The 16,894-nt window shown below is 56.4% G+C and carries 20 protein-coding genes and 1 tRNA gene; 3 read left to right on the top strand and 18 right to left on the bottom strand.

Going from position 1 to position 16,894, the window contains the following annotated elements; all coding sequences use genetic code 11:
• Nucleotides 1–85: 85 nt before the first annotated feature.
• A complete protein-coding gene (gene cls / locus AC27HQ_RS13990; RefSeq protein ID WP_487156800.1) occupies nucleotides 86–1,528 on the bottom strand; it encodes a cardiolipin synthase in 1,443 nt (480 codons plus the stop codon).
• Nucleotides 1,529–1,622: 94 nt separating this feature from the next.
• Between cls and AC27HQ_RS13985 the strand changes: the two genes are divergently transcribed.
• The gene (locus AC27HQ_RS13985; protein WP_487156799.1) at nucleotides 1,623–3,572 is read left to right on the top strand and encodes a CASTOR/POLLUX-related putative ion channel; all 1,950 of its coding nucleotides are present in this window, start codon (nucleotides 1,623–1,625) and stop codon (nucleotides 3,570–3,572) included.
• Nucleotides 3,573–3,578: 6 nt separating this feature from the next.
• Here the strand turns inward: AC27HQ_RS13985 and AC27HQ_RS13980 are convergent, their stop codons facing one another.
• From AC27HQ_RS13980 to AC27HQ_RS13960, 5 genes are all read right to left on the bottom strand, one after another.
• Complete coding sequence (locus AC27HQ_RS13980; protein ID WP_487156798.1) at nucleotides 3,579–3,917, bottom strand: TusE/DsrC/DsvC family sulfur relay protein; 339 nt, start codon at nucleotides 3,915–3,917, stop codon at nucleotides 3,579–3,581.
• Nucleotides 3,914–4,213, bottom strand: coding sequence for a sulfurtransferase complex subunit TusB (gene tusB / locus AC27HQ_RS13975; RefSeq protein WP_487156796.1), 300 nt, complete (start codon nucleotides 4,211–4,213; stop codon nucleotides 3,914–3,916). Before tusB ends, AC27HQ_RS13980 begins: the two co-directional genes overlap by 4 nt.
• 27 nt (nucleotides 4,214–4,240) lie before the next feature.
• Entirely contained in the window at nucleotides 4,241–4,594 is a 354-nt protein-coding gene (tusC, locus tag AC27HQ_RS13970; protein WP_487156795.1) for a sulfurtransferase complex subunit TusC, read from the bottom strand.
• A gap of 2 nt (nucleotides 4,595–4,596) precedes the next feature.
• A complete protein-coding gene (gene tusD / locus AC27HQ_RS13965) occupies nucleotides 4,597–4,986 on the bottom strand; it encodes a sulfurtransferase complex subunit TusD (RefSeq protein WP_487156794.1) in 390 nt (129 codons plus the stop codon).
• A 65-nt stretch (nucleotides 4,987–5,051) separates the two neighbouring features.
• The gene (locus AC27HQ_RS13960) at nucleotides 5,052–5,720 is read right to left on the bottom strand and encodes a Bax inhibitor-1/YccA family protein (RefSeq protein ID WP_487156847.1); all 669 of its coding nucleotides are present in this window, start codon (nucleotides 5,718–5,720) and stop codon (nucleotides 5,052–5,054) included.
• A gap of 162 nt (nucleotides 5,721–5,882) precedes the next feature.
• Between AC27HQ_RS13960 and AC27HQ_RS13955 the strand changes: the two genes are divergently transcribed.
• Together AC27HQ_RS13955 and AC27HQ_RS13950 are read left to right on the top strand one after the other, a co-directional pair.
• Nucleotides 5,883–5,973: transfer RNA gene (locus AC27HQ_RS13955), tRNA-Ser, on the top strand.
• A 221-nt stretch (nucleotides 5,974–6,194) separates the two neighbouring features.
• Entirely contained in the window at nucleotides 6,195–7,208 is a 1,014-nt protein-coding gene (locus AC27HQ_RS13950) for a hypothetical protein (protein ID WP_487156793.1), read from the top strand.
• A 94-nt stretch (nucleotides 7,209–7,302) separates the two neighbouring features.
• Here AC27HQ_RS13950 and AC27HQ_RS13945 read toward each other — a convergent pair whose 3' ends face one another.
• The 12 genes from AC27HQ_RS13945 to AC27HQ_RS13890 all read right to left on the bottom strand — a co-directional run bounded on the left by AC27HQ_RS13945 (nucleotide 7,303) and on the right by AC27HQ_RS13890 (nucleotide 16,699).
• Entirely contained in the window at nucleotides 7,303–7,746 is a 444-nt protein-coding gene (locus AC27HQ_RS13945; RefSeq protein WP_487156792.1) for a hypothetical protein, read from the bottom strand.
• A 393-nt stretch (nucleotides 7,747–8,139) separates the two neighbouring features.
• Nucleotides 8,140–8,361: a hypothetical protein gene (locus AC27HQ_RS13940; RefSeq protein ID WP_487156790.1), complete on the bottom strand. Its 222-nt coding sequence runs from the start codon at nucleotides 8,359–8,361 to the stop codon at nucleotides 8,140–8,142.
• A gap of 255 nt (nucleotides 8,362–8,616) precedes the next feature.
• On the bottom strand, nucleotides 8,617–8,991 hold the full coding sequence (locus tag AC27HQ_RS13935; RefSeq protein ID WP_487156789.1) for a hypothetical protein: 375 nt from the start codon (nucleotides 8,989–8,991) through the stop codon (nucleotides 8,617–8,619).
• 3 nt (nucleotides 8,992–8,994) lie between these two features.
• Nucleotides 8,995–10,650 carry a DUF3987 domain-containing protein gene (locus AC27HQ_RS13930; protein ID WP_487156788.1) on the bottom strand — a complete coding sequence of 552 codons (1,656 nt, stop codon included), beginning with the start codon at nucleotides 10,648–10,650 and terminating at the stop codon, nucleotides 8,995–8,997.
• Nucleotides 10,647–11,522: a toprim domain-containing protein gene (locus AC27HQ_RS13925; RefSeq protein ID WP_487156787.1), complete on the bottom strand. Its 876-nt coding sequence runs from the start codon at nucleotides 11,520–11,522 to the stop codon at nucleotides 10,647–10,649. The genes AC27HQ_RS13930 and AC27HQ_RS13925 overlap by 4 nt, the downstream gene beginning before the upstream one ends.
• Before the next feature lie 135 nt (nucleotides 11,523–11,657).
• Complete coding sequence (locus AC27HQ_RS13920) at nucleotides 11,658–11,999, bottom strand: helix-turn-helix domain-containing protein (protein ID WP_487156786.1); 342 nt, start codon at nucleotides 11,997–11,999, stop codon at nucleotides 11,658–11,660.
• A gap of 1 nt (nucleotide 12,000) precedes the next feature.
• Nucleotides 12,001–12,195 (bottom strand): helix-turn-helix transcriptional regulator, encoded by a 195-nt coding sequence (locus AC27HQ_RS13915; protein WP_487156785.1) that lies wholly within the window; start codon nucleotides 12,193–12,195, stop codon nucleotides 12,001–12,003.
• Between the two features lie 82 nt (nucleotides 12,196–12,277).
• Nucleotides 12,278–13,003: a hypothetical protein gene (locus AC27HQ_RS13910; RefSeq protein WP_487156784.1), complete on the bottom strand. Its 726-nt coding sequence runs from the start codon at nucleotides 13,001–13,003 to the stop codon at nucleotides 12,278–12,280.
• Nucleotides 13,004–13,100: 97 nt separating this feature from the next.
• Nucleotides 13,101–13,304: a hypothetical protein gene (locus AC27HQ_RS13905; RefSeq protein WP_487156783.1), complete on the bottom strand. Its 204-nt coding sequence runs from the start codon at nucleotides 13,302–13,304 to the stop codon at nucleotides 13,101–13,103.
• On the bottom strand, nucleotides 13,301–13,555 hold the full coding sequence (locus AC27HQ_RS13900; protein ID WP_487156782.1) for a hypothetical protein: 255 nt from the start codon (nucleotides 13,553–13,555) through the stop codon (nucleotides 13,301–13,303). Before AC27HQ_RS13900 ends, AC27HQ_RS13905 begins: the two co-directional genes overlap by 4 nt.
• Before the next feature lie 86 nt (nucleotides 13,556–13,641).
• Nucleotides 13,642–14,910 (bottom strand): tyrosine-type recombinase/integrase, encoded by a 1,269-nt coding sequence (locus AC27HQ_RS13895; RefSeq protein WP_487156781.1) that lies wholly within the window; start codon nucleotides 14,908–14,910, stop codon nucleotides 13,642–13,644.
• A gap of 631 nt (nucleotides 14,911–15,541) precedes the next feature.
• The gene (locus tag AC27HQ_RS13890) at nucleotides 15,542–16,699 is read right to left on the bottom strand and encodes a GGDEF domain-containing protein (RefSeq protein ID WP_487156845.1); all 1,158 of its coding nucleotides are present in this window, start codon (nucleotides 16,697–16,699) and stop codon (nucleotides 15,542–15,544) included.
• Nucleotides 16,700–16,894: the final 195 nt, after the last annotated feature.

The raw sequence follows: 16,894 nt of genomic DNA, 5'->3' as shown, positions 1-16,894 counted from the left end.
ATAATTAGTCGCATTTGAAATCTAGCACTGCGGCTAAATAAGAACAAGTCTCATTTAATAGAATGATAAAGATCAGCCATAGATGTCACAGCAGCGGGCTCATGAAAAACATCATGCGCTCGATCATGCGGGAAAGCCTGGAGCGTTGTTGCCAACGTTCCAGCACAAGGGGTTCGCACTGCGCTGCATAGCGCTCAAGGAGTGCGCTGATACGCAAACAGCCGGACTTATCGAACAGCGCAACGGTCAGCTCGAAATTCAATTGCAGACTGCGAATATCCAGATTGACGCTACCAACCAGGGCCAGCTCTTCATCCATCAGCATGGCTTTGACATGCAGCAGGCCGCCATCAAATTGCAAAATCTGTACTCCCGCTTCCAGCAAAAGCTGGTAGTAGGAGCGACTGGCCCAGCGCACCATCAGGGAGTCATTGCGCCGTGGCAGCAGTATGCGCACGCAAACCCCGCGCTTGGCGGCTTGGCAGAGCGCATCAAAGATGGCTTCGGATGGAACGAAGTAGGGTGTACTGATGGTAATGCTGTGATTGGCGCGGTAGATGCTGGATAACACGGCCTGGCCAATCAGATCCTCCCCAACGCCTGGTCCTGAGGGTATGACAGACAACCACTTGTCACAGGCCTCAGGCGCTGAATACAGCTCAGGCAAGTGGCGCTGACCGGTCTCTACCTCCCAATCCCAGGAAAACACCTTGGCCAGCCCTGCCGCGGCTTGGCCATCCAGGCGCAACATGACATCGACCCACTGGCCACTGCGCGAGCCTTTCTTGAAATACACCGGATCGGCCATGTTCATCGATCCGGTGTAAGCAATCTGGTCGTCGACGATAAGCAGTTTGCGGTGCAAACGCAGATCGATGCGGTGGATCAGGGCGCGCATCAGCCGAACGGGCAGGGCTGGGACAACCTCAATGCCAGCGGAAACCATGCGCTTGCGCCATGCCGAACGAAAAAAACGCCGGCTTCCAGCGTGGTCGATCAACAGCGATACCCGCACGCCACGCTGGCTGGCAGCAATCAGCTCTTCTGACACCTGATTGATGCGTCCACGGGGATGCCAGATATAACTCTCTATCCGGATGCTCTGCTGCGCCTTGCGAATATCATCAAGCATGCGATCAAAAATCTGCGACGGGCTGTCCAGAATCTCCATTTGAGAATAGCCCAGCGCGCCTATTCCGACGCGAGTCGCCAAGAGTTGATGGACGGCATAGGCAATCTGACCGCCTGGATGGGGGATGTGCTTGTTGCCAAACCGCAGGTTGAGATTGTCCAGATAAGGTTCAACCATGGCCTGGGCTCGCGTTGCGCGTGTACGGCCAAGATTCAGTTCGCCAATCAGCAAATACAGGATCACGCCCAGCAGTGGCAGAATGTAAATCACCAGCAGCCAGGCCAGAGTGACACTGACCGGCCGCCTTTGGGTGACGACCCGCAGGGTGACTGCAGCGGTAAGCAGCCAGTAAAGAATTGCCAGTATCAAACCAATTATGTTTTGCAGGTTATCCATTGGTGTTACTTGAATCACGCTGGTGACACAGTCTGATGGTCAATTTAACAGGCTTTGGGTAGGCTTGCATGCAATGTCCAATGAGAGAACAACCATGTTGCCATTTACCTTGATCGGGCGTGTGCGCTATGTGCTGGAGCGGCAGTTGGTCAAGGGGGCTCATTACCAGCTACTTGTGGTCGCGGTGTTCATCGGTTTGATTTCGTTAGTCGGTGGTTGGCTGGTATGGCCGGCGGCATCCCATGAAATGACCTTGGCCGAATCCATTTGGTGGGCGTTCCTGCGCCTTACCGACCCCGGGTATCTCGGCGATGATGAAGGCAGTTGGCGACGGATCGTCTCAACGGCGCTGACCATCATGGGCTATGTCGTCTTCATGGGCACGCTGGTGGCCATCATGACCCGATGGCTGATCAGTAGCATGACCACGCTCGAGCAGGGGTTGACCCCGGTGACGATTCGCAATCATGTAGTCATTCTCGGCTGGACCAACCGCACCCTGCCGTTGGTCCGCGAAATACTCGACGAGCATGGCGGCATACAACGCCTGCTCAAGGCGCGAGAGGCCAAGCGGCTGCGGCTGGTCATACTCTCGGATGAAGTGAATACCGCGCGCATGCATGAATTGCGCGATATGCCCGGAATTGGGCGGGCCAGGGGTAATATCATTTTACGCTCCGGTACGTCGCTGCACCCCGAAGCGCTGCATCGCGTGGCTTGCATGCAAGCTGCGGTAGTACTGATACCGGGGGGATCGCAAGCCGGAAATCCATTGGTCACAGGCGATATGGAAACCATCAAGGCACTACTTACCTTGCAGGCCCAAGGCCAGTCTAGCGGTCATCCTTTGCCCTATGTGGTAGCTGAAATCGAGGATAGCCGTAAAGACAGCATTCTCAGGCGAGCCTACCCCGGCCCATTGGAGATTCTCGCCAGTGATGCCATTGTCAGCCGCCTGTTGACGCAGTCGATCATTCATCCAGGGCTGCCTGAACTCTTTGGTGAGGTGATGTCGGTTGAACCGGGCAATGAATTCTATGTGCGCTCGACAGATGGCTTGCAGGGCCTGAGCCTGGGTGAAATAGCCAGTCGCTGCCCCAAGGCGGTTGTCTGCGGGATATTGCGACCCTGTGAGACGGGCTGGACGGTAATGCTCAATGCTTCACTGGCTGCCGAACTGGAAGCCGGTGACAAGCTGGTGATCTTGGCCCGGGGCTATGAGGATGCCGACCCGAATGGTGAGGTTACTGCCGCCAACCGCATGCGCGTGCTGAATCCAGGTAAACGGCCACCGGTGAATGGCAAGCATGAACAGAACGTATTGATTCTGGGTTGGAACCGGCGCATTCCCGCTTTGATTGATGAGCTGGCCAGCTATGCCGACTACCATTTCAGGCTCAAGCTCTTGTCCACCCAGGACCAGTATGTCCAGGCCGAGGCGTTATCCGGGTATAGCGAGCGGACCCATGAGATGGTCTGCGAGCATGTTCAGGCGGACTTCATGCTCGACGGCGTGCTGCCCAGCGTGCTTCAGGAACGTCAGTGGGACAGTATTGTGCTGGTATCCAGCGACATGCTCGACAGTGGCGAGGAAGCTGATGCACGCGCCATGGTCGGCTATATGGTTATCGATGAAGCGCTCAAGGGTGCTGAGCGGCGTCCACAGTTACTGCTCGAGCTGAGTGACCCGGCCAACGCCGCACTGGTGGTACGTAATCGTGGCGAGAGCATTATCAGTCCGATGATTCTAAGCCACCTGATGGCCCAGATTGCCCAGCGTCGCGAACTGAGCCTGGTCTTCGAGGAGCTGTTTACCGTTGGCGGCGCAGAAATCATTTATCGCAGCCAGAACGATTACCCCATGCACAGCATTACGACCTTTGCCGATTTGCAGGAGGTCGCCGCACTCCATGGTGAGACGGCCCTGGGCGTTTACCGGCAGAGTGCGGACGACCGAGGGCATCGTCTGCAATTGAATCCCGAGCGCGCGCTTCCGCTGAAGTTGCTGGACGGTGACCGGCTGATTTTGATTACCAGCCTGTAAGCCTGGTTACAGGCAGTTATCCGGCTTGGGGAGTCCGGCGATCTTGCTCGCCAGCTTGGCCGGGCTGCCTGGAAACAGGCTAAGCAGGTATAGGCTGTTGCCTTTCTCCGACCCCAGTTCCTGAGCGATGAACTTGACCAGCGGGCGCATGGCCGGGGATAACTGATAGGTTTGATAAAACCGCCTGAGGGTCTCGATTACTTCGTGATGGGCGGCGGTGTAGGCCACGCCTTCACGCCGTGCCAGCGCCTCAGCCAAGGGTATGGACCAGTCCTGCAGCTCGACCAGAAAACCTTCCTTGTCCAGGGCGATCTGGCGACCATTGACTTCAATAAACTCACTCACCAGCTGATTACCTTTTGGCTGAGGCTGCAGAGCTCGACCATCTGCTCATAACCGATCGGCTGAATACCCCGTGGCAAGTCATCCAGTGCCATGCCACGTGCCAACAGGTCCGCTTGCAGAACGTAAAGACTGACACTGGAAGGCAGAATCTTCAGATTGTTCAGCGTCTGGGATCGGGGCAGCAGCGCGTATACCGCGTCTTCAATCAGCAGCAGGTTCTGATTGCCACTGAGCACCCGCAGACAACTGGCAAAGCGAGGGTCGGACGCGGGTGAATGCCGGAGAATATGCAGCATGGGGTTACCTGAACTGATAAGCGAACATCAAAGTGAGACCACCTGATCATAATGTTCCAGCAAAGTGGCAATGCCAGCACTGTCGATTGGCTGCACCGGCAATTGGCACTGGTTAGCCTGAATGCCACGGTCCGACAGTGAGTGCTGACAGACCAGCAGGTCTTCCACACCAAAGAGCGCCAGCGCCTGCAGGTTGGCCGACAGTGACTTCTGCTCGATCAAAGCCGCATCCTGACCTTTCAGCAGCTGCAACACACCATCACCCATAAACAGCATGCCGGTTGGCACGCCAAAGGCGGCGGCGGCCAGCACCAGATCCAGCGCTTCACGCGCGCCCAGGCGGGCAGGGGGTTGACGGCTTATGACCAACAGACTCTTCATGTTCAGGTCCCGAAGGTAACAGCGCGGTCAGCGCTTTGCAGACTGTCAACCCATTGGCCCAGGCCGGACAGATCCCAGGGTTCGCCGGTATTGGCTGCGGCTCTTTCCCAGCGCGCTGCCTCTGTCGGGTTGAGAACGCCGCGACGCAGGGCGGCGGCAATACAGACCACCGCATCCAGATTGTTGGCGCTGATAAATTCACGCCACTCACGATTGATATCCGCTTCATCCTGGGGTTGCACGCCAAGAGTGGAAGCGATGTGCACGGCATCACGGTAAAAGAACAGCCGGCTGATACTGTGTCCCGCAGCAATAACGGCGCGAGCGAAGTTCAACGCGCTTCGTGCTGCGGGGTCTTGCGGGCCGGCCAGCAGCGTAATGGCAAAATTCATCAGAGCAATCCCGGAAACAAAAAGGCCCGCAACAAGGCGGGCCCAGAGTATAACAAGCAGACCAATCAGTCGTCGCCACCAAAGGCGCCCAGCAGGTGCAGCAGGCTGAGGAACAGGTTGTAGATCGACACAAACAGCGTGATGGTCGCCATGATGTAGTTATCTTCACCACCATGGATGATCGAGCTGGTCTGATACAGGATTACTGCGGAAGAGAACAGCACGAAACCGGCAGAGATGGCCAGTGACAGACCGCTGATGTTCAGGAACAGGCTGGCAACAATGGCACACAGCAGGACCACGAAACCGGCCATTATGAAGCCGGACAGGAAGCTGAAGTCCTTGCGGGTGGTGATGGCATAGGCAGACAGACCGAAGAACACCATAGCCGTCATACCCAGCGCCATGGCAACCAGGGAGCCACCATTAGGCATGGACAGGTAGTAGGTCAAAATCGGGCCCGTGGTGTAGCCGAGGAAACCGGTGAACACAAAGGTGAGTACCAGACCCCAGACTGAATCACGGAACTTGGATGTGAGAAACAGCAGGCCATAGAAGCCGACCAGCATGACAATAAGGCCGGGGCGAGGAAGATTCATTGCCATGGAGACCATTGCAACGATGGAGCTAAACGCCAGGGTCATGGCCAGAAGCGCATAAGTATTGCGAAACAACTTGCTGACTTCGGCTTCACTGACGCCCGTTTGCTGCAGGGTTACGTCGCGATCTTGCATATTCATATGTACGACTCCAGTAGTGACAAGGTTTGATCCTTAAACTAAGCAGGATCATACCGCTTCGATAAGTCAAATCAAGGCTTTAGATAAAGATTTTAGTTTCAAAAGTCTACCTTTGGCATTGACTGCGTCACAGTTTCGGGTAGTATTGCCCGCCGTGGAGGGATGGCAGAGTGGTTGAATGCACCGGTCTTGAAAACCGGCGTAGGTTAATAGCCTACCCAGGGTTCGAATCCCTGTCCCTCCGCCACTAATTCCGCTAAGGCCCTGATTATTCAGGGCCTTTTTGTTTGTGCGGAGCAAGGTAGACACTTTGGTAGACACTTTGCTTGGTTGCTTGCCTTGATCCCGCTTTGGCACCCGGGCTGTCATTCGGACTATGCTCTTCTTACCGAAGCGGCCATCTCCCACCAGCCATCTAATCCAGCTTGAGCGTTCGGCGGCTTTCCCCATAACAAAGGTCTTTTCATCATGCCTGGCGAAACATGGACGTTGCGCGTCTCCGTAAAGCTACTTGAAGAAAACTCAATATCTGGCTTGGAGTCTGAACCCAGTTTTCAATTCGGCACAGTCGAGGTCAAAGCAAAGCTGAGCGCTGGTCATCTTGTCCTTGAAGCCCGCAACTTTGAATCTGAAGCGGCGGCCTTAGACTATGTTCCGCTCTTGAAAGGAGGCCTATGGAGCATCGCCATAGACAGACATATCTCCTTCGTCCCGTTCTTCGAGCAGCGCACTATCACTCGAAGTGACGATCCTGAAGATTTTGGAAGAAAACTGAGCAGGCAATGGGACTTCCCCCATACAGCGCCGGTACATGGTCTAACTGAAGAAGCCGGGGTCGCTGTATTCAGGACTAATGAGAATATTCGGTTTATTTCGATGAGCGCTTCCGGCTACTCCTTTACAAGATGGCCTATCGTGAAGGGTGCTCTTACCGAGGGTATGCAATGGGGCGGCGCATTTTCTGAGCCTACCTGCCCACGTCTTACCGTTGCGCTGGACCTATACCTCGCCCACTTATCCGAGGTCTCCATCAGAGCTCGTTTCTTGACGCTGATGATGGTGTTAGAGGTTCTGGCGCCAGTGACAGAAAAACATCCAGAGGCTGTCTCGCTGCTGCAGGGCTTTGCGGCAACAGTGCAAATTAAACTCGATGAAGCGGGTGATAGGGAGACTCATGATGCCATGCAAGCCCTGCTCAGGGAGATTGAGTTCCGCAAGGAAACGTCCATTCGGCGACGAGTGCGTCAGCTAATTTTAGACCAAGTGCCGCTTCCCGAGCCTGAACTCAGCGCGCTTGCACGCAAAGTGGTGGGTGCCTATGACCTTCGTGGCTCACTAGTCCATACGGGCGAAGTAAAGGACTTGGCATTGAGCGATGCGTATTTTGTAGCGCTCGAGGCGACTAAATTGGTTTTGAGAGAGCGCTTGCGACTTGATTCTCAAAAGAACGGTCGGAGTGGGCATGTCAAAGAAGAGGGTTAGGAATACAAACTTTCGTCTGGTTACTCCCGTTGCCCTTGAAAGGCTGCGATCATTGGATTGCACTCCGGCGTTAGAAATATCGCTGCCTCGCAAATTATTTATTTTCCGCACCAGCAATATCTCGAACAGCCTTGGGAGAGTCGATCGGTATTAGTTCCGCCGACCCGCACGCAGGACAGGCGCGGTACTTGTTGCTAAGGCGCCAGACACTGTAAATAAGCCCAGGCAGCAGAAAGGTAAGCCACAGCACCAGCTCCACAAGCGTCGAACCTTTGGCCTTTTGTTTGCCGTCGCTTCGGGTGCCACAGACTACACAATACAGTGAACCTTTGGCCCGCTCTGCCTTGCTGGCTTTTACTGCCTGACTGGCGTTGTGCAAGCGCGTGGCTATCTGGCTTTTCGCCTTGGGGGTAGGCGTTGCCGCTTGAGCATTGAGACGGGCAATTACCTTGTCATAGTAAGCGCCGCAGACGGGGCACTGCCGATCAGGGCCGAAAGCCTCGGCTGTGTCTTCATGATTGCATTTTGGGCATTCCATTGTGGCGCTCTCCTTTGTGGGTCCATTAAGAGACTAGACCATTTAGGCTTGAAGACGCCGCCTTGCTGTGTTGGCAAAACCTCTATTTTGTGGACTCAGAAAAGCGGCTCCCCCCGACGTTCGGGCTTCCAGTCCTTTGAAGTTTTGACCCACCCCTCCGGTCCCGAATGTCAAATCACTCGGATTCGAGGTATTCAGATTCATTTATAAGGTGCCGTGGCCATCTTCGGCTTTGTCACAGATTCATAACGACACAACAACCAGCTTCCGGCGCTTGCTGATATGTAGCGAAGCACCGGGCCGCGAATTACCCGCGATGGACCCACCCCTGGGAGGGACCCAAAGCCCACCCCGGCAGGCATATGCCGGTTAATGCTTATAGGCTTCAGATTGCTATGCAGGCTCGTACCGTTCCAGCACCTTGCCGATCTGCTTGGTGATGTTGTTGAGCGTGCTGGCTCGCTGCGGGTCTGCCTCCTGATCGCGATGCCGGCATAGGTCTGAGAATATCCCCAGCAGCAGGGCTTGCCCGTAAGCGTCTATCTGCCTGCCTTCATCGTCTCGAATGATGCCCGTGTCTGTGGTGCCGATGTTGATGTTGATAACTTCTCCCATGATGGACCCCTTGGGTAACGGTTAAGTAACGGTGATGTAACGCTGCAATCTGTCCTACTTTTGTCCGGATTGTGTCCGCATCAGATGCGGACATTTTGCAAGATTGAGTATCTTTCGTTGTTCCTTCACCCTCCACGTTAAGAAACGCAGGAAACGGCTACAAAGCCCGCCATGTATGGCTTTGCCGAATCGCGCAGAAATGCAGGAAGGGCTGCTTTTGCTCCGGTTTTCGCACGTCAGGGGCCGATTCAGCTTTCATGGTGTCAGATCCATTGGCGTGACAGTGTATTGCTGGCGCAAATCCGCACCAGTCACGCAGTAACGGCTTGTGGGTGCGTGACAGGTTCGGCAGCCCATCAGATGGTTGATGTATTGTTCTCGCGCCTTGCGCCATTCAGGCGAAGCGGTGGCGGCTGTCAGCGTGTGGCTGGCCGGCTCATGGCTCCGCGGTTGGTCCTCCGGTGCTGCGGCTTCATTGGCGGCGTCCAGCTCTGCCAACAGTTCGGCCTTGTGAATCATTATGTGCTGGCGTAGGTCCGGGGTGATCCGTTCCACCGGGGTGACACGCAGCTTGCCGGCTACGGTTACGACAGTCAGGCCGGCGCGGCGCAGGTACTCCAGGGCAGCCATGATTTAAAACTCCTCATAGTCAGGAATAGTCTCTGCGGACGCGGGGGCGTGCGGATTCTGCGGATTCTGCGGAAGCCCTTTATTTACGCGGGTTTCAGGTTGCGGAAGATTTGCGGAAGGTTGCGGATTTGCCGCGGAGTCTTGGTCCGTCAGCACCTTTTCCGCAGTTCTCCGCAGATCCTCCGCAAGTGCAAAGCCTTGTAATCCCTGGCTCTCCGCAGTTTCCGCAGTTTCCGCAAGCGGGTTAACCCTGAACTGCTCGCCGTTGGTGGTCAGCAGGTGCCTATGCTCCACCAGTACGGCCAATACAGCGTCCCGCTTCTTCGCGGATCTGATCGCGGGCGGCCATGACTTGCCGGCCTTGGCCTTGTCGAATATGCGCCAGCTCTCGGCACGCTTTGGGTCACGCATCCAGTCCATTGCATAGGCGGCATTTCTCAGCAGCGGGCTGGCGGTCCCGGCGTCGGTGTAACGGAGCCACTCCGATACTGAGTACCGCGCCAGCAGGCATGCGCGGTACATACAGTCGGCATTGATCCGCTCCAGTCCTTCGAAACAGCCCAGCACGGCAGCCAGGCGTAGTGCCTGCTGTGCTACCCGATTGGCGGAAGGCTTTATTGCTGCGTATTCTCCAAGCGGCCCTAGCTCAGCCTCTATGTCGTTTTTGAAGTCAGCCCATTGGCAGATTGCAGCATCATCCAGAGCTAAAAGCGGCGGGGTAACTTCGTTGGTGTCCGGGTCTATGTATTCGGGGCTGGCGGCTATTTCCTTGCAGCGTGCCCAGTAGCGTTGCAAGCGCGAATCGGCGTAAGCACTTCGGCTAAGTGATTCCACGGTGATGAATCGCGTACCCGCCAGGCTGTTCGGGGCGGAAAACAGGAAACGCGGTAGAAAGCCCTGACCAATGAACAACGGGTTGGTCAGCGCCTCCGCTACCGCTGCGGGTTGCGCCAACAAGTGAATGCTCAAGCGGCGGTTGTAAGCTACCCCAGAGCCCTCAGCATTCCCACGAGACCGGGTGCGCTCAAAGTACCCGTCATCGAATGCCTTGGTTAATCCTCCCAGCGTTGCCACCACGGTGTCAGCCTTGAGTGAAGATCCGCCCAGCATTTGCCCGCCTTCGTCAGTGTCCCAGCTTGCAGCGGCCTTGCCCCGGATGAAGTCACCAGCGAGCGGCTCGAATGTCGCGTCACTGTATTGTGTTCGCGGTTCGTCTGGCAGCGGGTTGGCTTCCATAAATTCCTCCCGCGCCTTGCCCTTGAGTTGCCGCGCCTGGGTCGTGATTTCATTGCATTTCTGGCGGTGCTGGTTGCGCAGTTCTCGTTCTGCCTCGTCAATCGTCTTGAATGCCAGGCGGCGCGCGCTGGATTTCCCCTCGCCAGATCCGAACAGTGACAGCATGAAAAGCGAACAGGGGGCGCCAGCCGGATTGCCTTTCGGATGCCATGCATTTGTGCGAGTTTGTGCCAGGTGGGCAGCAGCACCAATGGCGCATTGTCCTGCGATGGCGAACGGTACTTGCTCGAACTCGGCAATGGCCCGGACAGCTTCACGCATCAACGGCGGTAGAGCGTCCAGCGGGTAGGGTGTCGGCGGCGCAGTGTCAGGCAGCAGCGGCGCCGGGGCGGCGTATAGTGGTTGCGGTATCAGTTCGCTCATCTTTGACCCTCCCGCCATTGGTGCAAATCATTGAAGTCAGACAGGCTCAGGGGTTCGTCACCTTCCCATGGTGGCAGGATCAGACCGCAGCACAGGGCTTCAGCAGCTTTGATAGCCGTAGTCTTGCCGGGGTTGCCCTCGGTCTTTCGGTCATCATCTCCCGCAACAATCAGCAGGGCGTCGGGGTAGGTGCTGCGCAGGTACTGGCCGACCGACAGTAGGTTTCCAGCGTTCATCGCGCAGGCGACGGGGTGGCCGGTTGTCTCCTGAATGGTCGCGCCAGTTGCCCAGCCTTCGCATAGGTACAGTGGTTCGCCTGGCCGAATCATCCCAAGCGGGCTATAGCAGCCTTTCACCCGACCACCGGACAGAAATCGCTTGCTGCCGTCCGCCTGGATGCGCTGAACGTTCACCAGCTCGCCGTTATGGGTCAGGGGTATCAGCAGGGCGTCACCCTGTTGGCGCAGGGCGTGCGGTCGCACTGCTTTGGCTGTCAGGTAGGGGTGTTTGGGGTCAGCGCGGCGAGCGTCACGCCAGAGCCTGCGGGCGTACTCCGCAGCAGCTTGTTGGCGCTGGTGCAGATCCGCTTCCCGTTGGCGGCGGGCCTCTTCCATTTGCTGGCGCAGGTGCTCCGCTTCGCGGCGGTCAGTCGGGCTCCGACTGCTCCAGGTGTGATAGTCGCCAATTTTCCAGCTTCCAAAAGCACCAGACGGAATACCATCTGTATACACGACGTACCACAGATTGTTGCTGCCTGGCCGGTCGCCTGGTGCGGTGCCCCGATGTAACTGGCCGTCTAGTATCAGCGCCCAATCAAAGGCGCCATAGACGGATTGCATGGCTTCGCGGAGTTGGTTGTCATAGGCATTCATAGCAGGCGCCCTCCCAGTACCAAGCAGACCGCGGCAAACAATGCCACCGTTTCCGTTAATACGCCGCAGGCATGAAGCCAGGCGGCAGTGCTGATCAGCCAAACGGCGGGTAGGTTGTGGTTGATGGGCATAGCGCTATTCCTCTCTGGCGGGGCGGAGACGCATTAGGTAGCCCAGGACGCGGGCGCCGCGTTCATGCTGGCTGCAGGGCAAGCTGTAGCGGTTCACGTTGCAAGGTGTGCCCCAGTTGTTGGGTACGCGTTCTGGCTGGCGCTGAAAGTCCAGATCGTGACGGTTTGCCAATGTGGAAATAGTGGTGTTTAGGCAATGATCCCCCAGGCGCTCAGCTTCAAAGCGGTTGAGACTGCCACCGGCCAGCAGGTGTGCCAGGATGCGTGCAATCTTGCTCGGTGGTTTGGTGTTAGACTTGGCGCTGTGTGGGCGGCCTTGTTCTTCGGAATGGGTCGCTTTTTTCATTTCAGGAATCCCCGTTCAGCCAGGCTTTGATTGCGGGGCAGTTGTATAGAACAACCGCGCCGCGCTTGAGTGGCTGGGGAAAGCCTTTCTGCTTGCGCCAGCGGTGCAAGGTCATGATGCTGATTTGGAAATGTTCAGCGGTCTGCTTGGGGCGGGTTAGGGTTTGGTTTGTTACTGCTTCGGCGGTCATAGACATGCTGGGCGACTCCTAGGTGTCGGTTGTTAGCATGGCCAGATTGAAGGTGAGCAAGCAGCGGGTCAGGGGCAGATAATAATGGTTATATGTCCCGAGCCTTGCGGTAGGAAAGTTGGGAGTATTCTGATTTGTCCCAGTAGCGCGCAGCTTCTCTTTTGAGGTTGCCTTCTGGATCGGCAGCCCAGCCCGCGGGCACGAGACCGGGATTTTGCTCTATGGCATCACCGCAGGCGTCCTCCCAAGACTTACCTTGATTTTCCCGGTAAATGCGGCTGGCGAATGCGTATAGCTCCTCAACGTTTCTATTGAAGCTCCGGCGCTTGCCTTTTTTTCCCTTCGGCATATCACCGGCGAGCCAGCTTGCTTTGAAAAAATCAGCGAATGCCGGTATATCAAAAACCTCCTTCCGTAGCTCTCGAGCTTCCTCAAATGTCAGCTTGCCGACTTTAATGTCACGCTCAAACAGTTCCGCCAGCTTGTGATTCATCCATTCGTAGAATGTCTTGAATATGCTTGAGGCTCCGACCGTATCTAACGAGAGCAAAGCCGATCTGGATACGCCTGATTGACCGAGCTCCTTTAGAAATTCGGCAAAATCTTCTGGTTCGTATTTGAGCTCATAGAAAGGCGGGCCAGAATTGGGGTCTATGACAAACAGAAAGCCGTCGGGAATCACCCTCATTTCTTTTACGCTGATCGGCGAAGCCAGGCGGCTTTCATCATCGTCCACAAGCTGGCTCGCCAAGGCATTGGGCATTCCAATCGTATAAAGCCCAGCATCTAGCTTAAGTGTAAAACCTCTGGCCATCCTTGCGCCTCCTCAGGCGTCCTACATTAGATCGACCAGCCAGGCGGGGTAGGTGGCCCGCTTTTCGCCCCGTCGGGCTAGGCTGGTCAAACTCGGCTTAATCCAGGTAGATGATCGCTTTATTCGCTCCGTACTTGGCTCGCATCACTTTCAGGGCTCGCTGTGCGTGCTCTGGCTTAGAGAACCAGGCCGTTCGATGTTCTTTTCCGTCTTTCAAGTACAGCACACATTCAGGGCGACCAATCGGAGCCTGGCACGCGGTGCGGCTTCGGTCTTTGGCTCGACGTTCTTCAATGTTCATTTTGACACCTCCAGAGCGCCGGCCATCTCTCCAGCTTCATATAGTTTGTCCCCTGTCGCGCCGACGTAGGCCCCAATTGCGGCAACCGCATGTAGCAGCCCCGCCATATCCTTGTGATCGATATGGTGCTCGGATCCGTCCAGGCCCATCAGGCGCGCAATCGTCTCTAGGGCCTGGCCTGCGCTCGAAAGGTTGTCCCCTTGGTCTACTGCTGATTGCACTAGGTTCTTGATATGCTGTTGCTGTTGCATGGCGTCTACCTCGTTTGGTCGCCGTGTAATAGCCGGGTCACTGTTACAGCAGTGGCTCGGCACCTTTCAGGTGGTCCAAATCTGGATCACCGTGATTTCTGGAAATTCCCTTTTACTACATTGTCCGCAGGCTTGGTTGTGCAATAGGTAGCCCAGTCCGCCATCAAGGCGCGGCGCTTCTCGAATAGATCCCCGCGGCGGTAGGCTGCCTCTACCGCGTTGCCCAGGCTGTGCGCTAGTGCCTGCTCGCAAACGTCCCTTGGGTGCGGGGTACATTCGCCCGCCCAATCGCGGAAGGTGGAGCGGAAGCCGTGCATGGTCAGGTCGCCCCGCTCAAGACGGCGAAGGCCCATCAGCATGGCCATGTTGGATAGCGGTCTGCCTTGGCGCGCACCGGCAAAAATATAGGGGTTGCCCTCGATGCGGGGCAGTGACTCCAGCAGGGTGATGACTGGATCAGCAAGCGGTACGCGGTGTTCTTTGCGGGCCTTCATGCGTGCGGCAGGGATTGTCCACGTCTTCGCGCTCATGTTGATTTCATCCCAGGTTGCATTCAGCACCTCACTGGTACGGCAGGCTGTCAGGATGGTCATTTGCATGGCTTTGGCGGTGGTGTCTTCGGCATCTGCCAGCAGCGCCATGAACGCGGGTAACTCAGAATGGGGCAGGGCGGTATGGTGCTTGACCGCTTGAACCTTTTCTCGCCGCGGCAGCAGCTTGTCCAGGTGTCCGCGCCAGCGTGCGGGGTTCTCTCCCTCTCGCAGCCCTTTGGCTTTGGCGGCATCCAGCACCAGTTCAATGCGGTTGCGTACCCGGCTGGCGGTTTCGGGTTTGTTGGCCCAAAAGTCATCTTTGTTCAGGACTTCCAGAACGTGAGCCGTAGTGATGCTGCTGGGCGATAGCTTCCCGATCACCGGGCTGGCGTAAGTCTTGAGCGTGTTTTCCCATTGTTGGCCGTGCTTGGCATTTTTCCAGCCCACTCGATGCGCGGCGATATAGTCAGCGGCCAAGCTGTCGAACGTGGCGCTGGCAGTTTCCTTTTGGCGCTGTAGTTCGTTGCGATGCTCCAGGGGGTCTATTCCATTGCTTAGCTGTGTGCGTGGTTCCATCGCCGCCTTGCTGGCCTCCGCCAATGTCAGCGGGTCTTTGTTGGAAGCGTTGGCGGTGCCGGCTTTTCCCAGTCCCATGCGCCGGGTCTTGCCGCCGATCTTGTAGCGGAAAAACCACGAACCTATGCCGGGTGCAGATACCTTCAAGTACAAGCCATTGCCGACCGCGTGCTGGCCTGGCTTGCCCTCCTTCAAAAGGGCGGAGACACCTCGGGCGGTATCGGCTTTGATTCTCTTGGTAGACACTGGGTAGACACCTTGGTAGACACTAAGAGCCCTGATAATAGGTGTTAGTCAGTGATATATCAAGCAGGGCCAGACAGTATCAATGCCACGTATTTACTGGCTTATAGTCATGTTCAGATAGTTACGGCAGATCACTGTTGAGACTGGCTGTTAGCGGTGCTGGACGGACTGTCCCTCCGCCAAACAAATAAAAAGGCCCCAGCCAAAAGCTGGGGCCTTTTTATTTGTCCGGAGGGTACTCGGTGAGAACCCTCGTTCGACCGGAGCAAGCACAGTTTGCGCAGGAACGCAGGAGCAAAGCGACTGCGGCCCCCAAAGGGGTGAGGCGCGCAGCGCCGAATAATCCCTGTCCAGCCCCCCCCCAGCACCGCACGATCTGATGCCGAGCTGGGGCCTTTTTATTTGTCCGGAGGGTACTCGGTGAGAACCCTCGTTCGACCGAGCCAGCAACGCTGGCGAAGGAATGCAGGAGCGCAGCGACTGCAGTCGTATCGACGCACCGCCCGAAGGGGTGAGGCGCAAAGCGCCGAATAATCCCTGTTCCACTATCCCAGGCGACTCAGCGCTAGCGTCGAGCCGCTAAACCTTCTTTTGACCGCAACGTAGCCAGCATAACCTCCAGCCAAAGGGTTCAAACAACCCGCCGCTCTGCCACGCGCAATCCATTCCTGCCCGACGCTTTGGCTTCGTACAGCGCCGTATCAGCAGCGGCAATCAATGTGGTGCTGGTGTCATTCGGCCCCGGGATGCCGGACCAGATGCCCGCACTGAAACTATGAGGGATGCGCTCATTGTCTATATCGGTAGGGTTGTCGACGACTTGGGTGCGCAGGCCGTCAATACTCACCACAGCACCCTCAGCGTTGGTATTGGGCAGCAACAACAGAAATTCTTCACCACCCCAGCGCCCGAGATTGTCGTTGCGCCGCAAGCGCTGTTTCATGGTATCCACGCAATGACGCAACACGACATCGCCGACCAGGTGTCCATACTGGTCGTTTATGCTCTTGAAGTGGTCAATATCGATAATAGCTAGCGATAAAACGCCTTGCGTGCGTCTTGCGCGTTCTATTTCGTTCTCAAGGCATTCCAGAATGGCCCGACGGTTGGGGATGTCGGTTAACGCATCGCGCAAGGCCAGATGTCGCAGAGCTACTTCACTGCGTTCCTTGGACAGCAGGACCAGCCCAAGGGAAATCATCATCACCGTAACAGTACCAATGCTGATGGAGATGGATTGTCTGAGGTTGCTGACGTCATAACGCATTTCCGGAGCGCTGCCGCTGACAATCGACACCACTCTAATCAGGATGCCGATAAGGCTGATCACCGCGCCGATGATCAGCAGTATATGGGCGCGACCGCCGGGTTGGGCAAAGTGCGCAGCCCAGCGAATAATAAAGGCGCACTGGATCATCAAAATGGTGGAGGCCACCAGCGTTCGAGGCTCCAGGGTGTTGAGCAGCAGGCTGAGCAGAATGATTTGCGCCAGTGGCAGGCTGAACAACCAGGCCCAGGGCACGGGGTGTTCGGTGATGCGGAAGATACTTGCGGTATAAAATGTCATGGCCACGGCCAGCAGCGAGTTGGACAGGGCGTAGGTTATCCATAGATGGGCATGGCCAAACAGGGTAAAGCAAATGTAGGCCAGGGCATGCGCCAACAGGCCCGCTCCGACCGTCATCATGCCATCTCGATGGTTGAAACGACCCACCACCAGCAGACAGAAGGCCATGATCATTGCAACCCAGGCAACAGAGGCAAAGATGGTGGGAGTATGGGCGGTCACGGGGCAGCCTTGTTGTTGTTCGATGTGTTCAAGCAGGGTGTTCCCCTGCATTGATTGGCGCTTTTGAAGAGTTAAACGCTATGCACAAGTGCCGTCAAGAGGACATCAGAGCCTATGCTTGAATTTGCACCAAGAAGGCTTCAACAACGAACCGCATGTAACTGCTGGAAAGCGACCCTTTGACAGTGTCGGGCA

The organism is Halopseudomonas sp. 4NH20-0008 (assembly GCF_057548395.1).
This window is presented reverse-complemented; position numbering and strand designations above follow the sequence as displayed.

Excerpts from the sequence above, each read along its gene's own strand:
- cls (WP_487156800.1), bottom strand. The coding sequence starts at position 1,528 with ATGGATAACCTGCAAAACATAATTGGTTTGATACTGGCAATTCTTTAC.
- AC27HQ_RS13985 (WP_487156799.1), top strand. The coding sequence starts at position 1,623 with ATGTTGCCATTTACCTTGATCGGGCGTGTGCGCTATGTGCTGGAGCGG.
- tusB (WP_487156796.1), bottom strand. The coding sequence starts at position 4,213 with ATGCTGCATATTCTCCGGCATTCACCCGCGTCCGACCCTCGCTTTGCC.
- tusC (WP_487156795.1), bottom strand. The coding sequence starts at position 4,594 with ATGAAGAGTCTGTTGGTCATAAGCCGTCAACCCCCTGCCCGCCTGGGC.
- tusD (WP_487156794.1), bottom strand. The coding sequence starts at position 4,986 with ATGAATTTTGCCATTACGCTGCTGGCCGGCCCGCAAGACCCCGCAGCA.
- AC27HQ_RS13960 (WP_487156847.1), bottom strand. The coding sequence starts at position 5,720 with ATGCAAGATCGCGACGTAACCCTGCAGCAAACGGGCGTCAGTGAAGCC.
- AC27HQ_RS13950 (WP_487156793.1), top strand. The coding sequence starts at position 6,195 with ATGCCTGGCGAAACATGGACGTTGCGCGTCTCCGTAAAGCTACTTGAA.
- AC27HQ_RS13945 (WP_487156792.1), bottom strand. The coding sequence starts at position 7,746 with ATGGAATGCCCAAAATGCAATCATGAAGACACAGCCGAGGCTTTCGGC.
- AC27HQ_RS13940 (WP_487156790.1), bottom strand. The coding sequence starts at position 8,361 with ATGGGAGAAGTTATCAACATCAACATCGGCACCACAGACACGGGCATC.
- AC27HQ_RS13935 (WP_487156789.1), bottom strand. The coding sequence starts at position 8,991 with ATGGCTGCCCTGGAGTACCTGCGCCGCGCCGGCCTGACTGTCGTAACC.
- AC27HQ_RS13930 (WP_487156788.1), bottom strand. The coding sequence starts at position 10,650 with ATGAGCGAACTGATACCGCAACCACTATACGCCGCCCCGGCGCCGCTG.
- AC27HQ_RS13925 (WP_487156787.1), bottom strand. The coding sequence starts at position 11,522 with ATGAATGCCTATGACAACCAACTCCGCGAAGCCATGCAATCCGTCTAT.
- AC27HQ_RS13920 (WP_487156786.1), bottom strand. The coding sequence starts at position 11,999 with ATGAAAAAAGCGACCCATTCCGAAGAACAAGGCCGCCCACACAGCGCC.
- AC27HQ_RS13915 (WP_487156785.1), bottom strand. The coding sequence starts at position 12,195 with ATGTCTATGACCGCCGAAGCAGTAACAAACCAAACCCTAACCCGCCCC.
- AC27HQ_RS13910 (WP_487156784.1), bottom strand. The coding sequence starts at position 13,003 with ATGGCCAGAGGTTTTACACTTAAGCTAGATGCTGGGCTTTATACGATT.
- AC27HQ_RS13905 (WP_487156783.1), bottom strand. The coding sequence starts at position 13,304 with ATGAACATTGAAGAACGTCGAGCCAAAGACCGAAGCCGCACCGCGTGC.
- AC27HQ_RS13900 (WP_487156782.1), bottom strand. The coding sequence starts at position 13,555 with ATGCAACAGCAACAGCATATCAAGAACCTAGTGCAATCAGCAGTAGAC.